Origin of the sequence: Kribbella sp. NPDC026611, from assembly GCF_040638345.1 — a bacterium.
Lineage (GTDB): Bacteria > Actinomycetota > Actinomycetes > Propionibacteriales > Kribbellaceae > Kribbella.
Window position 1 is genome coordinate 313,233 of sequence record NZ_JBEZYC010000007.1, and the last position, 18,202, is coordinate 331,434.

Genomic DNA, 18,202 nt, shown 5'->3' on the forward strand with positions numbered 1-18,202 from the left:
TGGTCTGGACTGGTGAACTGTTGGGGAGTGAGCGGTGGGAGAGAACGGGCTGCCGCGGCCGCCTCGGCGGATTCCGGCGGGAGCCGGGACGCTGACCCAGCTGCAGACCGCCCCGGTCCGTGCGCCGCAGGAGCCGCCGCCGCGCGGGCCGTGGATCTTCGGCCGGTTCCTGGCCGGGTTCCTCGTGCTGCTGGTGGTCGTGGCGGGCGGCGCGACCGCGGGCTGGCTCTTCCGGTCGCAGACGCTCGGCATCGACACGAAGCAGGTGCTGACGACGGTCGGGCCGGCCGTGGTGCGGGTGCTGTCCACGACGTGTGGAGGCACCGGCGAGGCGTCCGGCGTACTGCTCGACAACGGCCGGGTGCTGACCGCCGCGTCCGCCGTGGAGCGGCCGTTGGCGACCGTGGTGGTCACCCCGGACGGCCGGATCCGGCGGGCGAACCTGATCGGCACCAGTGAGGACGGCGTCGCCGTACTGCAACCGATCGGTCTCGCCACCGGCAACTCCGCGAAGGTCGCGCCGGGTGATCCCGATCCGAAGGCCCAGCGGGCGCTGATCGGCTACACGATGGCCGGGAAGCAGGTGGCCAACCCGATCGGTTCGGTCGCCGACCCGACCGCGCTGAGCACGGTCATGAACGCGAGCAAGCTCGGCGGTCCGGTCGTCGACAAAGCCGGTCAGGTGATCGGTCTGGTCGTCGGCGACACCGTCCAGGCGAGCACGATCGTCCCGTTCGGCAAACTCCAGGGGTACGCCGCCACGCCGCCGGTCGGCGTGACCCCCGAAGCCGGCGGCAGCTGCACGAACTCGCGCGGCTCACAGACCCCGATCGCTCCGGAGTTGCAGGTCGCCCGCACACCGCTGGGCGTCGAGGTGCAGAAGCTCTTCGCCAGCTACCTGACGCTGGAGAACAAGCGCGACTTCCGGTCGGTGCAGGCGCTGTACTCGCCCCGGCTGGCCAAGACACTCACCGTGACGCGCGACGCCCACAGCCACGCAACGACGTACTTCTTCGGGCCCAAGCTCACCGAGGTCAGCCCGTCCGCGGACGGCGGCGCCTACGCCCGGCTGACCTTCAACGCGCTGTTCTCGCCGACGGCGAGCGGCGCCGACGGGCGGAACTGCAACCGGCTCGACTACCGGTACCACCTGATCCGCCAGGCCGGGAAGCTGGTCCTCGACGAGGCCAAGTCGATGACCAACCCGCCGGCCAGCTGCGACACCGACTGACACCGACTGACGGCCCGCGATCTGGGTCGCCAACACACTCCGCGACCGGACGAGGTAGGCTGAGCCCAGCGGGCACAGCGCGGTGCTCTGTTCATCACATGAGCCCTACCGCTGGCAGGAGATTCCTCCATGACTGACGTAAACCGGCCCGTCGTCCTGATCGCCGAAGAGCTCAGCCCGGCCACCGTCGAGGCCCTCGGTCCCGACTTCGAGATCCGGCACGCCAACGGTGCCGATCGCGCCGAGCTGCTCCCGGCCATCGCCGACGTCGACGCCGTCCTGATCCGCAGCGCCACCAAGGTGGACGCCGAGGCGCTCGCCGCCGCCAAGAAGCTGAAGGTCGTCGCCCGGGCCGGTGTCGGCCTGGACAACGTCGACGTGAAGGCCGCCACCCAGGCGGGCGTGATGGTGGTCAACGCGCCGACCTCCAACATCGTCAGCGCCGCCGAGCTCGCGGTCGCGCTGCTGCTCGCGTCCGCGCGCCGCGTCCCGGCCGCGAACGAGTCGCTCAAGAACGGCGAGTGGAAGCGCAGCAAGTACGCCGGTGTCGAGCTGTTCGAGAAGACCGTCGGCATCGTCGGCCTGGGCAAGATCGGCGTCCTGGTCGCGCAGCGGCTGGCCGCCTTCGGCATGAACGTGATCGCCTACGACCCGTACGTGCAGGCCGGCCGGGCCGCGCAGATGGGCGTCCGGCTCGCCACCCTGGACGAGCTGCTGGCGACCAGCGACTTCATCTCGGTGCACCTGCCGAAGACCCCGGAGACGATCGGCCTGATCGGCGACGAGGAGCTGCACAAGGTCAAGCCCGAGCTGATCATCGTGAACGCGGCCCGCGGCGGCATCGTTGACGAGCAGGCGCTCTACAGCGCGCTCAAGGAGGGCCGGGTGGCCGGCGCCGGGCTGGACGTGTTCGCGTCCGAGCCGTGCACGGACTCGCCGCTGTTCGAGTTCGAGAACGTCGTGGTCACCCCGCACCTCGGGGCGTCCACCGACGAGGCGCAGGAGAAGGCCGGGATCGCGGTCGCGAAGTCGGTCCGGCTGGCGCTCTCGGGTGAGCTCGTGCCGGACGCGGTCAACGTGCAGGGCGGGGTGATCGCCGAGGACGTGCGCCCGGGGATCGCGCTGACCGAGAAGCTCGGCCGGATCTTCACCGCGCTCGCCGGTGGCGTCGCGCAGCAGCTCGACGTCGAGGTCCGCGGCGAGATCACGCAGTACGACGTCAAGGTGCTCGAGCTCGCCGCGCTCAAAGGGGTCTTCGCGGATGTCGTCGAGGACAACGTCTCGTACGTGAACGCGCCGCTGCTCGCGGCCGAGCGGGGCCTCGAGGTCCGGCTCGTCACCGACCACGACAGCCCCGAGCACCGCAACCTGATCACGCTGCGCGGCACGCTCGCCGACGGCGCGCAGGTGTCGGTGTCCGGCACGCTGGTCGGCGTCCGGCAGTCGGAGCGGCTGGTCGAGATCGACGGGTTCGACGTCGAGATCGAGCTGTCGGCGCACCTCGCGTTCTTCACCTACGAGGACCGGCCGGGCATCGTCGGCCAGATCGGCCGCATCCTCGGCGACGCGGACGTGAACATCGCCGGCATGCAGGTCAGCCGCGACCGCAAGGGCGGCAAGGCCCTGGTCGCGCTCTCGGTCGACTCGAAGATCGCCCCGGCCGTCCTCGACGAGATCAGCACCGTCGTCCAGGCCGACACCGCCCGGACGGTCGATCTCGAGGCCTGACACGAACGACTGATTTACTGGAAGCGGTCGGCCGCCCGCAGGCGCATGGCGGCCGGCAAGGGCCCGGGCTCATACAGCCCGGGCCCGCTTCTGTTTAGAGCGCTTTCAGTGCCGGGTGGCGAGGAGGACGGCCGCGTCGGGGGCGACCATCACCTCGACGGTGGTGAAGCGCTTGTCCATCAGCCACTCCTGGCGGAGCGTGTCGACGCGGCCCTCGTACATCGGCGGCCAGACCGCCGACGGGGTGAAGTCGTCGAGTACGACGAAGCCGCCGGGCTCGACCACGTCCGCGATGATGTCGCGGGCCGACAGCTTGGCCTCGCGCGCGTCCACGAACAGCAGCGCGAACGGCCCGCGCTCGATCAGCGCGGTCCAGTCCGCGGAGACGACCTCGATCCGCTCGTCCGCGGCGAACAGCTCCGCGACCACCTGCGCCAGCTGCGGGTCGCTCTCGGCGGTGACGATGGTGGTTCCGTCGCCGGCGCCGCTGCGCAGCCAGGCCGAGCCGACGCCGCAGCCGGTCCCGAGCTCACCCAGCAGACCCGTCTTGGATGCGGCGAGAGCGGCGAGCAGGCGGCCGGTCTCGTTCCTGGTGGAGCTGACGAAACCGCGCCGGCCGGACAGGCTGAGGGCCGCCGACACCAGCGGCGGCAGTTCTGGAGGAGCGCTCACCGGTTGAGAGTTGCACAGCTCCGGCCCAGGAGCCGCACGCGGATCTCATATACCGGGACAACCTGCCCGCATGGTGGAGAAATAGTCGGACGTGCGAGTAAATTCGTGCGCACCCTTCCGCCCACGTAATCCTTGGGAGGAGCAGCATGTACGACATGTATCCAGCCAACTGGCCCGCGATCGACGCCCGCGAGCGGAAGGCGGCCCGGCGCCGCCGTACCGTGCGTCCCGTCGCCGACGAGGTCAAGGCTGTCCAAGAGGCCATGAACCGCCGCGACAACGGGGGAGAACCCAAGAAGTGAGCGACAAGAAGAACTTCACGCTGGCCGTCGTCCCCGGTGACGGGATCGGGCCCGAGGTGACCACCGAGGCGCTCAAGGTGCTCGACGCGGTTGCCGCCCAGCACGGCGTGACGTTCGACCGGACCGAGTACGACCTGGGTGCCAAGCGCTGGCACGCCACCGGCGAGACGCTGCCGGACGCCGAGCTCGAGGAGATCCGCAAGCACGACGCGATCCTGCTCGGCGCGGTTGGCGACCCGAGCGTGCCGTCCGGCGTGCTCGAGCGCGGTCTGCTGCTCAAGCTCCGGTTCACCCTGGACCACTACGTCAACCTGCGGCCGTCGAAGATCTACCCGTCCGTCGGCTCCCCGCTGGCAGACCCCGGTGCGGTCGACTTCGTCGTCGTCCGCGAGGGCACCGAGGGCCCGTACGTCGGCAACGGCGGCGCGCTCCGGGTCGGTACGCCGGCCGAGATCGCCACCGAGGTGTCGGTCAACACGGCGTACGGCGTCGAGCGGGTCGTCCGGGACGCGTTCGCGCGGGCCCAGGCCCGGCCGCGCAAGAAGCTCACGCTCGTCCACAAGAACAACGTCCTCGTGTACGCCGGCCACCTGTGGAAGCGGACCGTCGACAAGGTCGCGGCCGACTTCCCGGACATCACCGTCGACTACCTGCACGTGGACGCGGCGACCATCTTCCTGGTCACCGACCCGGCCCGGTTCGACGTGATCGTCACCGACAACCTGTTCGGCGACATCATCACCGACCTGGCGGCCGCGATCAGCGGCGGGATCGGGCTGGCCGCGAGCGGCAACATCAACCCGGACCGGACCGCGCCGAGCATGTTCGAGCCGGTGCACGGCTCCGCGCCGGACATCGCCGGCCAGCAGAAGGCCGACCCGACCGCGGCGATCCTGTCCGCGGCGCTGCTCTGCGAGCACCTCGGCCTGACCGCGGCGGCCCGGGCTATCGAGGCGGCGGTCGAGGCCGATATCGAGGAGCGCACCGGCGCCGCCCGCAGCACCGGCGAGATCGGTGACGCGATCGCCAAGCGCGCCGCGGGCTGAAAGGTGACACTCGCATGACCACTTGGCCGAGAGGTACGGTGCGGCTATGAGCGCCGATCTCCTCTTCACCGTTGAGCCCAACACCCCTGTGGCCGGCGACGACCAGCGCGCCCAGATCCTGGCGAACCCAGGGTTCGGGCAGTACTTCTCCGACCACATGGCAATCGCCACCTGGACGGCCGAGAAGGGCTGGCACGACGCGCGGATCACCGCCTTCGGGCCGCTGGAGCTGTCTCCGGCGACCGCGGTGTTCCACTACGCCCAATCCGTCTTCGAAGGGATGAAGGCCTACCGCCATCCCGACGACTCCATCCACCTGTTCCGTCCCGAGGCCAACGCGGCTCGGTTCGCGCGGTCCGCGCACCGGCTCGCACTGCCCGAGCTGCCCGAGGCCACCTTCCTCGACTCGCTGTACAAGCTGGTCGAGCTGGACAAGGCCTGGGTGCCGGGCGGCGGCGAGACGTCGCTCTACCTGCGGCCGTTCATGTTCGGGTCCGACCCGTTCCTCGGGGTCCGCCCGTCCGCCCAGGTCACGTACGTCGCGATCGCGTCGCCGGCCGGGTCGTACTTCGCCGGCGGTGTGAAGCCGGTGAAGATCTGGCTGAGCGAGGAGTACACCCGGGCGGCCCCGGGCGGTACCGGCGCGGCGAAGACCGGCGGCAACTACGCCTCCTCGCTGCTCGCGCAGGCCGAGGCGATCGAGCAGGGCTGCGACCAGGTCGCCTTCCTCGACGCGGTCGAGAAGACCTGGGTCGAGGAGCTCGGCGGGATGAACCTGTACTTCGTCCTCGACGACAACTCCGTGGTCACGCCGGAGCTGTCCGGCACGATCCTCGAGGGCGTCACCCGGGACTCGATCCTGAAACTGGTCACGGACCTCGGCCACCACGTCACCGAGCGGAAGATCTCGATCGACGAGTGGCGCGAGGGCGCGGCCACCGGCAAGGTGCGTGAGGTGTTCGCCTGCGGCACCGCCGCGGTGGTCACCCCGGTGGCGTCGCTGAAGTGGCACGACGGCGAAGTACAGATCGGCGACGGCAACGGTGGTCCGGTGACCGCCGCCGTCCGCGGCGCGCTGCTCGACGTGCAGTACGGCCGTGCGGCCGACCCGCACGGGTGGATGACAAAAGTCTGCTGAAGGGTCTGCTGACTTTCACAGCAGCTTCTTAGGTGCCGGCTGTGGACGCGTGGTCGCGGTCCGCAGCCGGTCACCGATAGGGTCGGGCCACATGAGCAGCTTCCCGGACGACGTCGAGGCCTACTACGCGGAGCTCGCCGAGCGCCGCGGCTGGTCGGCCCAGACCGCCGCCGCGATCCGGTCGACCGTCGAGCTGATCCGTGACCTGGACCGCGGTACGGCGCCTCGCACGTACGGCGCGGTGGCCGACGACCACGGCACCGACTGGCTCTACGAAGCCGTCTGGCACGAGCGCGAGTGGGTCGTCGTACGCCAGCTCGGCGCCGCCGAGGACGGCGAAGTCAGCCGCTACTGGTGGCAGCACCTCGAGGACGACCACGGCATCCTCACCGACAAATCCCTGGACCGCGAGACCTGGGGCCTGCGCCCGTTGACCCGCGAAGACTTCTACACCGCCTGGGACGACCCGGGCTGGTCACTCACCGCCTGAACTCTCGCCTACCCCCACCCACCCCACCCCACCCTCGCCTCTCGCCTGGTCGCGTCCGAGGGGTTATCCCTGCCAGTTGAGGGTTCTCTGCTGGTGTGCCAGGGGTGAACCCGCGTGTCGAGGGGATAACCCCTCGAAGGTGCTGGAGGTGGGTGGGAACTGCGCTGGGCGCTGGAGTACAGGTCGGAGTACTGAATGTTCGTGATGCGAGACGGGCGCATCATCGTGCGCAGTTTGTGTGGCAGACTGCAAAACGTCATGCAGAACTATCAGGGGATTATTACCTAGGCGCGCTCAGCCGGCAGTACCTGAGCGCGCAGACCTCTCGCACCTTGCGGGAGGTTTTTTGTTTGCCTCGTGACACCCGCCAGCCCCCTTCCGGAAGGCCGATCCCATGAGCATCTCGGACGAGTTCCACGTCTACGACACCACCCTGCGCGACGGCGCGCAGCAGGAGGGTCTGACGCTTTCGGTGGCGGACAAGATTGCGATCGCCCACCACCTCGACGATCTGGGCGTCGGGTTCATCGAGGGCGGTTGGCCGGGTGCCGTGCCCAAGGACACCGAGTTCTTCGAGCGGGCGAAGACCGAGCTGAACCTCCGGACCGCCACCTTCGCGGCCTTCGGTGCGACGCGTAAGCCGGAAACGGCTGTCGCGGACGACCAGCAGGTCGCGGCTCTGCGTGACTCCGGGGCCGGTGTCGTCACCCTCGTTGCCAAGAGCCACGATGCGCACGTCGAGCGGGCGCTCCGGACGACCCTCGACGAGAACCTGCGGATGGTGGCCGAGACCGTCGCGCACCTGCGGGAGCACGGCCAACGGGTGTTCCTCGACACCGAGCACTTCTTCGACGGGTACCGCGCCAACCGTGCCTACGCGCTGGAGGTCGTCCGAGTAGCCGCGGAGGCCGGCGCGGACGTGGTCGCCCTGTGTGACACCAACGGCGGGACGCTGCCCCGGGAGCTCCAGGAGATCGTCCACGACGTCCTGGAATCCACCGGAGCGCGGCTCGGCATCCACTGCCACAACGACGCCGGCTGTGCGGTGGCGAACTCGATCGCCGCCGTCGAGGCCGGCGTCACGCACGTCCAGGGCACCGTCAACGGGTACGGCGAACGCACCGGGAACGCCGACCTGCTCGCGGTCGTGGCGAACCTCGAGCTCAAGCGCGGCATGGAGCTGCTGCCGTCCGGGAAGCTCGCCGAGTCGTTCCGGATCGCGCACGCCATCGCCGAGGTGACGAACGTGCCGCCGTCGAGCAGGGCGCCGTACGTCGGTCTCTCGGCCTTCGCGCACAAGGCCGGGCTGCACGCGAGTGCGATCAAGGTCGACCCGGATCTCTACCAGCACACCGATCCGGGCCGGGTCGGCAACGACATGCGGATGCTTGTCTCGGAGATGGCCGGCCGGGCGAGTATCGAGTTGAAGGGCCGCGAGCTCGGGTTCGACCTCGGCGACGACCGCGAGTTGGTCGGGCGGGTGGCCGAGCGGGTGAAAGAGATGGAGTCGCGCGGGTACACCTTCGAGGCTGCGGACGCGTCGTTCTCGCTGCTGCTGACCGAAGAGGTGATCGGGCAACGAGCGTCGTTCTTCGATGTGGAGTCCTGGCGGGTGATCACCGAGTCGCGCGCGGACGGCGAGGCGGTGTCGGAGTCGACGGTGAAGCTCGTCGCGGGTGGCGAGCGGGAGATCGTCACTGGTGAAGGCAACGGGCCCGTGAACGCGCTGGACCACGCGCTGCGGACGGCGATCGAGCGCGCGTACCCGGTGGTGAACAAGTTCGACCTCGTTGACTACAAGGTCCGGATCCTCGACCAGGGGCACGGGACGGACGCGGTGATCAGAGTGCTGATCGAGACCGCGGACGGCGAGGGGTCGTGGGTGACGGTCGGGGTCGGCCACAACATCGTCGAGGCGTCGTGGGAGGCGCTGGTCGACGGGATGACGTTCGGTCTGCTGCGGCACAAGGAGGTCGTGCGATGAGTCTGCTCGCGGTCGAGCGGTCGGTGACAGTCTTCGAGGCGCAGGTCGTGGAGACCTGCGGAATGTTGGCGCGGATCGCCGTACTCCTGAACCCGTACGACGTCCGCGAGCTGTCGCTGTCGCTGGACGAGGGGCTGCTGCGGGTAGTTGTCGAGGGCAACGGGTTTGACTCCGACCGGGTCGCCGCCCGGCTGGAGAAAGTGATCGGGGTCCTGGAGGTCTCCGTCAGCTGAAGCGCCCATCCGGCAGATAGACAGGGCAAACTGATCAGTCTAGGCTGTCTATATGGTCGAGGCTTCGGCGGTGCAGGCGGCGAGTCAGCTCCGGGTGGTTGTCGGGCGGGTGACGCGGCGGTTGCGGGAGGTGTCGACGCAGCACGAGTTGACCCCGTCGCAGGCGGTGGTGCTGAGCCGGCTGGACAAGGACGGGCCCGCATCGGCGAGTGAGCTGGCGGCGGCCGAGCGGGTGCGGCCGCAGTCGATGGCGGCGATCCTGCGCGCCCTCCGCGACGCCGACCTGATCGAACGCCACCCCGACCCCACGGACGGCCGCCGCCAGGTCGTCTCCCTCACCACCAGCGGCCGCCGCCTCCTCCAAGGCGACCGCAAGGTCCGCCAGGAGTGGCTGACCCAGGCCCTGCACGACCACTGCACAGAACCCGAACGCCAAACCATCCTCAAAGCCCTCACCCTCCTGACCCAGGCCATCGAAGCGGCGACCCCCCGTTGACCCACCCCCACGACACCCCACCTGAGCACCGGCCGGACGCTCCGCCAGCCCACGCGCAGGACACCTCGCCTGACCGCTCGGCGGACGCTCCGCCAGTCCGCCCGCAGGATGCCTCGCCCGACCCGCGGGACGGGGCTTCGACACCTCCGTATTCCGGTCCTGGGGCCTCGGGGCAGTCGTCTTCTGGTAGGCGGTTCGATCGCCGGTTGATCGCTCCGATGCTGCTGGGCTCCACCCTGAACCCGATCAATTCGTCGATGCTTGCGGTGGCTCTGGTGCCGATCGGGAGTGCGTTTGGGGTGCCGCCTTCGCAGACGGCCTGGTTGATCACTGGGTTGTATCTGGCGACCGCCGTGGGCCAGCCGGTGATCGGGCGGCTCGTCGACATCTTCGGGCCGCGATCGCTTTACCTGCTGGCGACTGCGCTGGTCGGCGTCGCCGGGCTGATTGCCGCCTTCGCGCCGACGCTCGGCGTACTCGTCCTGTCGCGCGTGCTGCTCGGGATCGGTACGTCGGCGGCGTACCCGGCTGCAATGTCCCTCATTCGCAGCGAAGCCGACCGCACCGGCATCGAAACCCCGGCCGGTGTCCTCAGCGGCCTCTCGATCTCGCGCCAGGTGATCGCGGTCATCGGCCCGACCCTCGGCGGTCTGCTGATCGCGCTCGGCGGCTGGCACCTGATCTTCACCGTCAACGTCCCCCTGGCCGTCATCTGCGTCGTCCTCGGCGCGCTCTGGCTCCCACGCAGTACCCGCACCCGAGGCGCCGGCCACCTGGACTACCTCGGCATCGCGCTCTTCACCGGCACTCTCATCGCCTTGATGCTCTTCCTGATGCACCCGCAGGTATCCCGCTGGTACCTACCAGTCCTGGCCCTGACTTTCGGTACTACGTTCGTCCTCGCCGAGCGCCGCGTGCTCGAGCCGTTCATCGACCTCCGCGTCCTCGCCGGCAACCGCCCGTTGATCGCGACGTACACCCGCCAGGTCCTCGCCTTCGTCGGCGCGTACTCGTTCCTCTACGGCTTCACGCAGTGGCTCGAGGAGGGTCGCGGCCTCAGCGCGTCGCAAGCCGGCCTGCTCCTGCTGCCGTTGTCGCTGTCCGCCGTACTGGTCAGCGTGTTCACCGGCCGGAGCGCCCGCATCCGCGGCAAGCTGGTTGCCGGAAGCATCTTCCTGCTCGCCGCGGCCGTGGCGCAACTCGTCATCGGACCGCATACCCCCGTGTGGCTGCTGGCGATTCTCGGCGTCGTGGCCGGCCTCCCGCAGGGTCTCAACGGCCTCGCCAACCAGACCGCCCTGTACCAGCAGGCCGATCCGGCCCGGATGGGCTCGTCCGCCGGCCTGCTGAGCACCTGCGTGTACGTCGGCGCGCTCATCTCCGCCGCCGCCCAGGCCCGGTTCTTCCAGCACGGCGCAACCACGACCGGGCTGCACCAGCTGGCGATCCTCCTCCTCGTCCTCGCCGGCCTGCACCTGCTGGTCACGCTGGTGAAACTTCCTCGGTGAATATGGTTAGGAAGGTTTACTAATAGTCCGAGGTTGGGTAGCTTCCTGTCGCAACCGCCCCCAGGAGACAGCCATGACCCGACTGCATCGCCCACTCCTCGTGCTCGTCACCCTCGTTGCCACCGTCACTGCCACCACGACCGCGCTCGTCGTGGCCCGACCGAGCGAGGCCGCACCTACCGCGACTTTCCAGCACCCCGGCGTGCTGGTGGACAAGGCGCAACTCGATTTCGCCCGGCAGCAGGTCCAGGCCGGCGCCCAGCCGCAGAAGGCGGCGTACGACGCGATGAAAGCCAGCTCGTACGCCGCTCTCTCCTACACCCCGAAGCCGCGCGCGATCGTCGAGTGCGGCTCGAGCTCGAACCCGAACAACGGCTGTTCGGAGGAGCGCGACGACGCGTTGGCGGCGTACACGCACGCGCTGCTCTGGTACTTCACGCGCGACGACCGCTACGCCAAGAAGGCGATCCAGATCATGGATGCGTGGTCCGCCGTACTCAAGGACCACACGAACACCAACGCTCCGCTGCAGACCGGCTGGTCCGGCGCCTCGTTCTCGCGGGCCGGTGAGCTGATCAAGCACACGTACGGCGGCTCGTGGGCGCAGCGCGCGCGGTTCGAGAAGCTGCTGCGCACCGTCTATCTGCCCGAGGTGCGCGACGGCGCCGGGTGCAAGAACGGCAACTGGGAGCTGATCATGACCGACGCCGCGATCGGGATCGCGGTGCTCCTCGACGACCACGCGGCTTTCGACAAGGCGCTGAGCATCTGGCGCGGCAGGCTGCCCGGGTACGTCTACGAGACCAGCGACGGCGCCTACCCGAAGGCACCCTCGACGTGCTCGTCGAAGGACACCCGGGAGGAGATCATCGACTACTGGCAGGGACAGTCGACGTTCACGAACGGGCTCGCCCAGGAGACGTGCCGCGACTTCGGCCACACCGGCTGGGGGCTGACCGCCGCGACGCACATCGCCGAGACCGCGTGGCACCAGGGCGTCGACCTCTACGCCGAGGCCGGCAAGCGGCTGACCGACGCCTACTACTTCCACACCCGGCTCGAGACCGGTACGCCGACACCGTCGAACCTCTGCGGCGGAACGGTGAAGAAGGGCCTCGGACCGGTCAGCGAGATCGTCTACAACCACTACCACAACCGCCTCGGCCAGCAGCTGCCGACGACGCTGCGCTATACCGAGAGCAAACGCCCGGCCGGCGCAAACTACTTCTTCGCCTGGGAGACCCTGACCCACGCGAACAACCCGCGTTGATTGACCCGTTGACCCGTTGGGGGATGGGAGGAGGGCCCGCGGGGCGGCGAGTTGCGCCGCGGGCCCTCCGGTTCAGGTCAGTACCAGCTCCAGCTCATCGCAGTCCGGCTTAGTCCCAGCTGAGTCCGCTCGAGGACTGGTACTCGATCACCCGGGTCTCGAAGAAGTTCTTCTCCTTCTTCAGGTCCATCACCTCTGACATCCAGCCGAAGGGGCTCCGCGTTTCACCGAAGACCGGATCGAGACCAATCTGTTCTGCGCGCCGGTCGGTGATGAAGTGCAGGTACTGCTCGCAGAGGTCCGCGGTCAGGCCGAGCATCCCGTTCGGCAGCGTGGCGCGGCCGTACGCGACCTCGAGCTCGCAGGCCTCGGTCAGCATCTGCCGGACCTCGGCCTGGAACGCGGCCGTCCACAGCTGCGGGTTCTCCTGCTTGATCTGGTTGATGCAGTCGATGCCGAAGTTCAGGTGGATCGACTCGTCGCGGAGGATGTACTGGTACTGCTCGGCGATGCCGACCATCTTGTTCCGCCGGCCGAGCGACAGGATCTGCGCGAACCCGGTGTAGAACCACATCCCCTCGAACACCACGTAGAACGCGATCAGGTCGCGCAGGAACGCGGCGTCCGCGGCCGGCGTCCCGGTCCGGAAGTCCGGGTCCTCGAGGTGCTGCGTGTACTTCAGCGCCCAGGCGTCCTTGTCCGAGATCGACGGCACCTCGCGGTACATGTTGAACAGCTCGCCCTCGTCGAGACCGAGCGACGTACAGATGTACTGGAAGGTGTGCGTGTGTACGGCCTCCTCGAAGGCCTGGCGCAACAGGTACTGCCGGCACTCGGGGTTGCTGAGCTGGCGGTAGACCGCGAGGACGAGGTTGTTCGCGACCAGGGACTCCGCGGTGGCGAAGAAGCCGAGGTTGCGCTTCAGCATCAGGCGCTCGTCGTCGGTGAGGCCGTCCCCAGACTTCCAGAGCGAGATGTCGGCTTGCATCGAGACCTCGGTCGGCATCCAGTGGTTGTTGCAAGCGGCAAGGTACTTCTCCCAGGCCCACGTGTACTTCAGCGGCAGCAGCTGATTGACGTCGGCGCGAGCGTTGATCATCGCCTTGTCGGCGACCTCCACCCGGGCCGCTCCAACGGAAATGGCGCTCACTGGCAGGCCTCGCAGTCCGGGTCGTCGATGGAGCAGACCGCTCCCGTGGGTTCGGGGAGCGGCAGGCCGACCTGCACCGGCGAGGCGGTCGCGGCAACCGCGTTCAGTCGCCCGTCGGTGCCGTGCAGTGTCGACTTCTCCACATGCGTTGCCGACTGGGAACGCAGGTAGTACGTCGTCTTGAGGCCGTAACGCCACGCCGACCGGTACAGCTCGTCCAGCGCGCGACCGGACGGGGATGCCATGTAGAGGTTGAGCGACTGCGCCTGGTCGATCCACTTCTGCCGGCGCGACGCCGCCTTGACCAGCCACTGCGGGTCGATCTCGAACGCGGTCGCGTACAGCTCCCGCAGGTCGGCCGGCACCCGCTCGATCCTGGCCAGTACGCCGTCGTGGTACTTGAGGTCGGACACCATCACCTGGTCCCACAGCCCGCGCGCCTTCAGGTCGGCGACGAGGTACGGGTTCGCGACAGTGAACTCGCCGGACATGTTCGACTTCACGAACAGGTTGCTGTACGCCGGCTCGATCGACTGGCTGACGCCGCAGATGTTGGAGATCGTCGCGGTCGGGGCGATCGCCATCACGTTCGAGTTCCGCATGCCGTCGCGCAGGACCTTGGCCCGGAGCGTGTCCCAGTCCAGCCGGGTGCTCTCGTCGACGATCACGTCACCGCCGCGGGCGGTCTTGAGCAGGTCGAGCGAGTCGATCGGCAGGATCCCCAGGCTCCACAGCGATCCGTCGTACGTCGAGTAGCGGCCGCGCTCGGCGGCGAGGTCGCTGGACGCCTCGATCGCGTGGTAGCTGATCTGCTCCATCGAGCTGTCGGCGAACTCGACCGCGGCGTCGGACGCGTACGGGATCCGCAGCGCGAAGAGCGCGTCCGCGAAGCCCATCAGACCGAGGCCGACCGGGCGATGCCGCTGGTTCGCGCGCTCCGACTCCGGCGTGGTGTAGAAGTTCACGTCGATGACGTTGTCGAGCATCCGCACCGCGGTCTTCACCGTGTCACGCAGCAGCTCCGCGTCCAGTCCGTCCGCGGTCAGGTGCGCGACCAGGTTCACCGAACCCAGGTTGCACACCGCGGTCTCGTCCACGGTGGTGTTGAGCGTGATCTCGGTGCACAGGTTCGACGAGTGCACTACCCCGTCATGCTGCTGCGGCGACCGCACATTGGCCGCGTCCTTGAACGTGATCCACGGATGCCCGGTCTCGAACAGCACAGTCAGCATCCGCCGCCACAGCTCGACCGCCTTGACCCGCTTGAACACCCAGATCTCCCCGCGATCCGCCGCCGCCTCGTACGCCGCGTAGGCCTCCGCGAACGCCCGCCCGTACAGATCATGAAGATCCGGCACCTCATCGGGTGAGAACAGTGTCCAGTCCCCATCGGCCTCGACCCGCTGCACGAACAGATCCGGCACCCAGTTCGCCGTATTCATGTCATGCGTCCGCCGCCGCTCGTCCCCAGTGTTCTTCCGCAGCTCCAAGAACTCCTCGACATCGATATGCCACGTCTCGAGATACGCGCAGACCGCACCCTTCCTCTTGCCGCCGTTGTGAGCAAGGCCGGCAACGGTCATGTAGGACTCGTCGACGTCGACCTCGAGGTCGTGAACCACCGGAACCATCTGGATCCTTCGCACCTCGCGCACGCGGGAGAAGACCATGCCTTCGTGTGCGATCCAGTTCAGTCTTTGAACCGGAGTGACCCCCAGGACCTCGGCGATTCCTGGAACAGCTGGAATGCGGAGGTCGTACGCGCGTACCGGCTTCGAGAACGTGATCTCGGAGCCGTCCGATCGACGGCCGACGTGTTCACCTTCCCGGACGCGGAACTGACCGGCGGTCGGGACTCCCAGCCGGAGCAGTTGATAGCGCATGCCACTCGCCAACCCCCGCGAGGTACTGGTGAAGTAGATCTCCTTGCCTCGTGAGACACCGCCCTCCGTTTCGAGCAAACCACGGACGAGCGCCCGAGCCTGGTCCAGGGGAAGATGTGCGAACCGACGGGAGATGTGTTTCGCGTGGTTCTCGTCGTAGACGTCGTCGTAGGTGAAGGGCAGCGTCGCGTCACCTGGTCCCGCGATGCGGCCGGTGAGTGGATCTCTGCGCGGACCACGTCCGGCGGACCAGTGGATCTGCCGATACGTATCGTCTCGACCGGTCTCCCAGAAGTGGATCGAGCGAGCGGTGAGGTAGTCGCGAACGAACGACAGGTGTGTATCGCGTCGCGGGTTACCGGAGACACCCCACTGGTTGCCGTTCTTCGACAGGTGGCCGTCTCCGAGCAGAACGCCGTACAGCCGAGCGTCCTCCTCGGTCAGTCCTCGCACCGGGACGATGTCCTCCGGAACGACCTGGCCGACGTAGTCGCCCTTGCTCAGCATTCCTGCCTCGACCCAGCCGGCGGTGACCTTGCCGTTGCCGAGCCACTGCAGGGTGCGCTCATTGCTCTGCTCGAGGGGCACGCCTTGGATCGCATAGAACGGGTGTCCAGCGGTAACCACCAGCGGATCGACCGAGTGCTTGACGTCGACCTCCACCATCGGACCGTCCTGCTCGTACTCGAAAGTCTTCGTCACCTCGCGGTACCGGCCACTGGCACCGAGCACCAGATCGCCGACCTTGATGTCGCTGATGGCGGTCGCGCCGGCCGCGGTGTACACGAGGGTTTCCGGGGCGAAGCACTGATTGACTGCGACCGCGGTGTCGTTGGCGATCTTGAGGAAGGGGACTATGCCTTGGGATTCGCCGTTGGTGCCGTGGATTTTGGCCCCGATGCCGCGGATGGGGGTCCAGTCGTTGCCGAGGCCGCCGGAGTACTTGGCCAGGAGGGCGTTGTTGCGGATGCCGGTGAAGATGCCGGCGAGGTCGTCCTGGACGGTGGTGAGGAAGCAGGAGGACAGCTGCGGGCGGGTGGTGCCGGCGTTGAAGAGGGTCGGGGTGGAGGACATGAAGCGGAAGGAGCTCAGCAGCTCGTAGAACTGGATCGCGCGCGCCTCGCGGTCGTCCTCGCGGAGCGCCATCCCCATCGCGACGCGGAGGAAGAACGCCTGCGGCAGCTCGTAGCGCACCTTGTCGAGGTGCAGCAGGTAGCGGTCGTAGAGCGTCTGCAGCCCGAGGAAGGTGAAGTCGAGGTCGCGCTCGGGCTTGATCGCCGCGGCGAGCCGCTGCAGATCGAACTGAGCCAGCTCGGGGTCGAGCTGACCGGCCTCGATCCCGACCTGGATGTACTGCGGGAAGTAGTCGAGGTACGCCGTGGTCATATCGGCCTGGCTGGCCTGACGCGGCTCGCCGTGCACCCGGCCGAGCGCCTCGCGCCGAATCTGGTCGAGCAGTAGCCGCGACGCGGCGAAGCTGTACTGCGGCTCGGTCTCGACGTACGACCGGGCGGCCATCACCAGCGCGAGCTCCACCTCGTGCTGGGCGATGCCGTCGTAACACGAGCCGAGCGTCTCGTTGAGGATCAGCTCGGGATCAACCGCGTCGAGGCCGGCGGCGGCTTCGGCGACGATCACGCGGAGGCGGTCGACGTCGAGCGGTGATCGGGTGCCGTCGGCCGCGCGGACGGTCACCGCGGGCTTGTCGGTCACGGTTGATGCGTCTGCTGGGGTGCGGGCCTTGGTCCGCTCCTCGCGGTACAGGACGTAGGCGCGGGCGACCTGGTGTTCGCCGGCGCGCATCAGCGCCAGCTCGACCTGGTCCTGGATGTCTTCGACCTGCACGCTGCGCCGGGCCGGGTGGTGACGGCCGCGGCTGGTCAGCGCGCTCACGACCCGGCCGGTCAGGTCGGCGACCAGGTCGCGGACCCGGTGCGTGGCGCCGGCGTCGGTGCCCTCGACGGCGAGGAACGCCTTCGTCACGGCGGCGGAGATCTTGGTGGCGTCGAACGGAGTACTGCTGCCGTCACGACGGATGACGGTGAGGTCGACCGGCTGGGCCGTCAGCGCTGACGGCGCCGATGCCGCGGACCCGGCTGAAGCAATGGTCACAGGTGTGCTCTCCACAGGAGTTCGGGAGCCCGGAACCACGCGGGCAGGCGCACGGCGGGACCGGCAGCACCGGCCGGGAACACTGCCGTCACGCCCGGCGACCCGCCCACGAGGTCTCGGACAGCGCGCACCGGCGGTGCGCGCGCCGGTGGCAGGTACTCGGACTTGCGGAGGGTCTCCGCTCACCGTTGCGGGGCAGCTCCGGAGTCGCACCGGATTCCCCTCTTGCCTCGGTCCTTCGGACGCCTCGCGACGCCTTCCGGCCCGAACCACCAGCAAGGGAGACTCTAGGCGTGAACTACTAGATCTAGTGGGAATGCCACGCCGCGTGTCGCACATCTTGTGGTCATCACGCCGCGACCGCATACAGATCCTGGAGGGTCATGATCTCGGAGCCGTGGTGGATGAGCTCCCGATTGAGGCGCTGCACGACGTGTCCGAAGGGCTCGGCGGCGTCGAGCTCGTTGGCCTGGCTGAGGCCGACCGTCATCACCGCGTCCTCGTCCAGCGCGGCGATCGCGTCCTGCCAGGCGTCGACCCAGTAGGTCAGCCAGGCGACCGCGTCGCGGGCGTTGCCGTGCAGAGTGATCACGGCGCCGCCCTGCACACTCGCACCGAAGGTCCACTCCCAGCGCTCGAAGAAGATCTCGGTCAGGTGGGCGATCAGCCAGGCGATCGTCCGTGGGCCGCGATGGTCCGGCTCCTCGGGCCACTGGGCGACCCACTCACCGGAGCCGAGTGATCGGTAGCGGCTCGCGTGGTGCCGCCGGACCACGGTGATGGCGTCGCTGCTGGGGCGCCAGAAGTACTCCTCGTCGGTCAGTTGGGCGAGCCGGCCCGACAGCACCATCCAGCTGAAGCCGAGCTGGCCGCGGACCATCGCCATCGCGGACGGTCGGTGCAGGATGTCCCAGTCGAACGGCTCCGCCATCATCTCTCCCCGGTAGGATCGAACATGT

The 18,202-nt window shown here is 68.5% G+C and carries 15 protein-coding genes and 1 riboswitch; of the genes, 11 read left to right on the forward strand and 4 right to left on the reverse strand.

Going from position 1 to position 18,202, the window contains the following annotated elements; translation table 11 throughout:
- Positions 1–34: 34 nt before the first annotated feature.
- Both AB0E69_RS28330 and serA read left to right on the forward strand, forming a co-directional pair.
- Positions 35–1,231, forward strand: a complete 1,197-nt coding sequence (locus tag AB0E69_RS28330) for a serine protease (RefSeq protein ID WP_360152513.1) — start codon at positions 35–37, stop codon at positions 1,229–1,231.
- Positions 1,232–1,360: 129 nt separating this feature from the next.
- Positions 1,361–2,959 (forward strand): phosphoglycerate dehydrogenase, encoded by a 1,599-nt coding sequence (gene serA, locus AB0E69_RS28335; protein WP_360152516.1) that lies wholly within the window; start codon positions 1,361–1,363, stop codon positions 2,957–2,959.
- A gap of 105 nt (positions 2,960–3,064) precedes the next feature.
- On the opposite strand, the gene AB0E69_RS28340 is transcribed toward serA, so the two are convergent.
- Positions 3,065–3,631, reverse strand: coding sequence for a class I SAM-dependent methyltransferase (locus AB0E69_RS28340; RefSeq protein ID WP_360152519.1), 567 nt, complete (start codon positions 3,629–3,631; stop codon positions 3,065–3,067).
- A gap of 146 nt (positions 3,632–3,777) precedes the next feature.
- On the opposite strand from AB0E69_RS28340, the gene AB0E69_RS28345 reads away from it, so the two are divergent.
- From AB0E69_RS28345 to AB0E69_RS28385, 9 genes are all read left to right on the forward strand, one after another.
- On the forward strand, positions 3,778–3,933 hold the full coding sequence (locus tag AB0E69_RS28345) for a hypothetical protein (protein WP_360152522.1): 156 nt from the start codon (positions 3,778–3,780) through the stop codon (positions 3,931–3,933).
- Positions 3,930–4,979, forward strand: a complete 1,050-nt coding sequence (locus AB0E69_RS28350; protein WP_360152525.1) for a 3-isopropylmalate dehydrogenase — start codon at positions 3,930–3,932, stop codon at positions 4,977–4,979. Before AB0E69_RS28345 ends, AB0E69_RS28350 begins: the two co-directional genes overlap by 4 nt.
- A gap of 46 nt (positions 4,980–5,025) precedes the next feature.
- The gene (locus AB0E69_RS28355) at positions 5,026–6,117 is read left to right on the forward strand and encodes a branched-chain amino acid aminotransferase (RefSeq protein ID WP_360152528.1); all 1,092 of its coding nucleotides are present in this window, start codon (positions 5,026–5,028) and stop codon (positions 6,115–6,117) included.
- A gap of 91 nt (positions 6,118–6,208) precedes the next feature.
- Entirely contained in the window at positions 6,209–6,607 is a 399-nt protein-coding gene (locus tag AB0E69_RS28360) for a hypothetical protein (RefSeq protein ID WP_360152531.1), read from the forward strand.
- Between the two features lie 394 nt (positions 6,608–7,001).
- A complete protein-coding gene (gene cimA / locus AB0E69_RS28365) occupies positions 7,002–8,591 on the forward strand; it encodes a citramalate synthase (RefSeq protein ID WP_360152534.1) in 1,590 nt (529 codons plus the stop codon).
- Positions 8,588–8,824 carry a hypothetical protein gene (locus AB0E69_RS28370; RefSeq protein WP_360152537.1) on the forward strand — a complete coding sequence of 79 codons (237 nt, stop codon included), beginning with the start codon at positions 8,588–8,590 and terminating at the stop codon, positions 8,822–8,824. Before cimA ends, AB0E69_RS28370 begins: the two co-directional genes overlap by 4 nt.
- Positions 8,825–8,876: 52 nt before the next feature.
- The gene (locus tag AB0E69_RS28375; protein ID WP_360152540.1) at positions 8,877–9,320 is read left to right on the forward strand and encodes a MarR family transcriptional regulator; all 444 of its coding nucleotides are present in this window, start codon (positions 8,877–8,879) and stop codon (positions 9,318–9,320) included.
- A 206-nt stretch (positions 9,321–9,526) separates the two neighbouring features.
- Complete coding sequence (locus AB0E69_RS28380) at positions 9,527–10,828, forward strand: MFS transporter (protein ID WP_360152543.1); 1,302 nt, start codon at positions 9,527–9,529, stop codon at positions 10,826–10,828.
- A 73-nt stretch (positions 10,829–10,901) separates the two neighbouring features.
- Positions 10,902–12,098, forward strand: a complete 1,197-nt coding sequence (locus AB0E69_RS28385; RefSeq protein ID WP_360152546.1) for an alginate lyase family protein — start codon at positions 10,902–10,904, stop codon at positions 12,096–12,098.
- 109 nt (positions 12,099–12,207) lie between these two features.
- Here the strand turns inward: AB0E69_RS28385 and AB0E69_RS28390 are convergent, their stop codons facing one another.
- The 3 genes from AB0E69_RS28390 to AB0E69_RS28400 form a co-directional block, all read right to left on the reverse strand.
- Positions 12,208–13,284 (reverse strand): ribonucleotide-diphosphate reductase subunit beta, encoded by a 1,077-nt coding sequence (locus AB0E69_RS28390; RefSeq protein WP_360153107.1) that lies wholly within the window; start codon positions 13,282–13,284, stop codon positions 12,208–12,210.
- Entirely contained in the window at positions 13,245–17,243 is a 3,999-nt protein-coding gene (locus tag AB0E69_RS28395) for a ribonucleoside-diphosphate reductase subunit alpha (RefSeq protein WP_360152549.1), read from the reverse strand. Before AB0E69_RS28395 ends, AB0E69_RS28390 begins: the two co-directional genes overlap by 40 nt.
- A gap of 132 nt (positions 17,244–17,375) precedes the next feature.
- Positions 17,376–17,532: riboswitch (cobalamin riboswitch) on the reverse strand.
- 60 nt (positions 17,533–17,592) lie between these two features.
- On the reverse strand, positions 17,593–18,174 hold the full coding sequence (locus tag AB0E69_RS28400) for a DinB family protein (protein ID WP_360152552.1): 582 nt from the start codon (positions 18,172–18,174) through the stop codon (positions 17,593–17,595).
- Positions 18,175–18,202 lie beyond the last annotated feature (28 nt).